This is a genomic window from uncultured Traorella sp., from assembly GCF_944327115.1.
GTDB lineage: Bacteria > Bacillota_I > Bacilli_A > Erysipelotrichales > Erysipelotrichaceae > Traorella.
In genome coordinates this window covers 1-2,807 of the sequence record NZ_CALVGS010000096.1, presented here as the reverse complement: position 1 = coordinate 2,807, position 2,807 = coordinate 1, and the positions used below count along the sequence as shown (strand labels likewise).

Genomic DNA, 2,807 nt, shown 5'->3' with positions numbered 1-2,807 from the left:
CTCTCTACTGCTGTCTTCTGATGGATTTTGAGGACGGCACCATCATCGATGTGCTTCCTGACAGAAAAAAAGATTATCTTGCCGGCTATTTTACTAAAGTGCGGCTGGATACTTACGATGAAAAGACTGGAAAAAGTGAGCTCGACAATGTCAGATATGTCTCGATCGATCTCTACGAGCCTTATAAACTCATTGCTCAGATTTATTTTCCTAAAGCTCTTATCTGCGCCGATCCGTTTCACGTTCTCAAACATCTCACTGAAGCCTTCAGAGCTGTACGCCTGAGATGCAGAAGAAACACTGAAGATGAGAATCTCCAGTATCTTCTTACAAAGTTCAAGCATATCTTCAGCCATGGGTTCAATCTCGACAACGATCCTAAGTACAATAAAAGATTCAAGCGCCGTATGAACTATAGAGACATGCAGACAATCCTGTTTGAGCGTTTCCCTGATCTGAAGAAAGCCTATGAGTTAAAAGAAGGCTATATCCTCTTCAACGAGTCCTGCAGCGTGCAGAATGCGAAGGAAATGCTTGCAGATCAGATCCAGCAGTTTGGAGATTCCGGAATCAGTGAATATGCTGGCTTCTACAATCTTTTGATTAACTGGAATGAAGAAATCATTCATTCATTTTCTACTGTCAGTGGAAGAAGGATCAACAACAGCTATATTGAATCAAGAAACAATCAGCCGGAAAGACTGATGATGAATGCAAACGGGTATAAATGTCAACTTAAAAATGTACAATTTTGATCATATAAGAATGTACATTTTTTAATTTTCAGATTCTTCATAATAGTCTTTAAGTCTATATGATCTGCCTGTTATATTGACCACATGTGCATGATGCAGTACTCTATCCAATATCGCATTTGCTATGATCGGGTCCATAAATATATCATCCCAATTTGAAAAATTAATGTTTGTTGTTATAATCGTACTCTTCTTTTCATATCGTTTATCTATTAATTGAAAAAATAATTTTGAATCTTCCTTTTCAATCGGTAAATATCCTAATTCATCTATTATCAATAATGAGTAGCTTGAAAAATGTTTTAATCTGTTCTCTAACCGATTTTCTAATTTTGCTTTCTTTAATTGGGCTATTAGATCATGGCATTTGATAAAATATGTTGACATTCTTTTCTTCGCTACTGAAATTCCTATTGATGTTGCCAGATGTGTTTTTCCTACACCGCTACTTCCAAGAAAAATAATGTTTTCTTTTTCATGTATGAAGCGATGACTTAAAAAATCCATGATCTGTGCTTTGTTTATGTTTTCTTGAAAATCAAAATCAAATTCATCTATTTCCTTATGATGAGGAAATGCTCCCGTTTTCACCATCGCTTTTATTAATTTAGATTCTTTATGATCTATTTCATAATTTGTTAATTTGATTAGTCCCTGTTCGAACGAAAGATTATTCCTTGTGATAAAATCAACTGTATCATTTAGATGACTGATAATTTCGTTCAATTTGAGGTATTCCAGATTCTGTATAAGTTGTTCATGTTCTGTCATTATTAAATCTTGCTCCTATATTCTTTAAATTTTCTTTTGCTATTTTGCTTATCCTGTCACTATCATGAGGAAGTGTTTTTGATAATATTTCTTCATAATGATGTTGATGATAGTTCAGTTTTTGTTGAGAAATAAGGTGTACAGTCACAAGTTCCATGTTATAATACAGGTGCAGTTGATTATCATAGACTTGTAATTGTAATTGTAATTGCTTTGAGATATATTCTGGTGGTACGGAATACAATTTTGATTTATAGCTGATCATTGATGAATGATTGACTTTTACATCTGTGATATCGATGCTATATTGCTTTCTTATGGACTGTGGAGGTACCTGTTTTAAGAAAGCTTTTTCATTTTCTAAATCCAGTATTGGAATTCCCTGATAACTGCTATGAAATGATAGATTTTCTCTTTCATTGATTTCCTTTAATTTTACAGCCAGCTCGTCATAAGATAATTCACCACTGTATGCTAATAATTCATCAAGTATCTTCATCGGCGATTCCACTTTGGCTTTAGTATTTGGTCTTCCTGCAATACATGGGTGTACCTTGAATCCATAGTCTTTTGAAAACTGATAAAATTTATTATTGATTTTTCCTTGCCTATATTCGGTTCTTGCTTCATCCATAACTGTTTTCATATTGTCTGTGATGATCGTCTTAGGAACACCACCAACGATTCCAAATATTTCATCCAGGAAATGAAATAAGATATCCTGAGTTTTAGTTAATGAAAGCCGATAGACTCTAAACCTTGAGTATGACATGATGAAACTAAAGATATTGACAGTAACCATTTCTCCATTTTTTAATACAAATGGTATATTTTCTTTCCAGTCAATTTGTGCCTGTTCACTAGGTTTTGTTTCAAAACGACTAGGTGCAGGAGCTTTAACCGATTTCTTTTTTTCTTTAAAATACTGATTAAACTTTTCTATTGAAGATATATATCTTCTAAAACTTGACTGAGCACCTTCAAGTCCATAATTATCTTTGAGATACTGCCAAAGTACTCGTTTATAAGCAAACACTTTATAGCTGTCATTTAAAAGTCGATCAATAATATCGTAATACGCATCAAACTGTGAAGTTCTATTACGAGAGTTACTTTTTTGATAACCGTTAATATATTTATCGATAGTACGACGATCCTTTCCTAATCGTCTGGCTAATTCAGATTTATTAACTTTCAGACCATTATTTTGTAAATTCTTCAATTTATTAAGATCCATTAAACAATTTATTTCTAGATTCGTATTGATTTCATAGTTGATTA

At 33.1% G+C, this 2,807-nt stretch carries 3 protein-coding genes; 1 reads left to right on the top strand and 2 read right to left on the bottom strand.

Features of this window, described 5'->3' with window-relative positions; translation table 11 throughout:
• Positions 1–755: transposase (locus tag Q0K35_RS08550; protein ID WP_294562256.1), on the top strand; the 755-nt coding region annotated here is incomplete at its 5' end.
• 21 nt (positions 756–776) lie between these two features.
• On the opposite strand, the gene istB is transcribed toward Q0K35_RS08550, so the two are convergent.
• Together istB and istA are read right to left on the bottom strand one after the other, a co-directional pair.
• Positions 777–1,526, bottom strand: a complete 750-nt coding sequence (gene istB / locus Q0K35_RS08545) for an IS21-like element helper ATPase IstB (RefSeq protein ID WP_294562255.1) — start codon at positions 1,524–1,526, stop codon at positions 777–779.
• Entirely contained in the window at positions 1,513–2,805 is a 1,293-nt protein-coding gene (gene istA / locus Q0K35_RS08540) for an IS21 family transposase (RefSeq protein ID WP_294562253.1), read from the bottom strand. Before istA ends, istB begins: the two co-directional genes overlap by 14 nt.
• Positions 2,806–2,807 lie beyond the last annotated feature (2 nt).

Bases quoted from the DNA above. Each gene is read 5' to 3' on its own strand.
- istB (WP_294562255.1), bottom strand. From the start codon at position 1,526: ATGACAGAACATGAACAACTTATACAGAATCTGGAATACCTCAAATTG.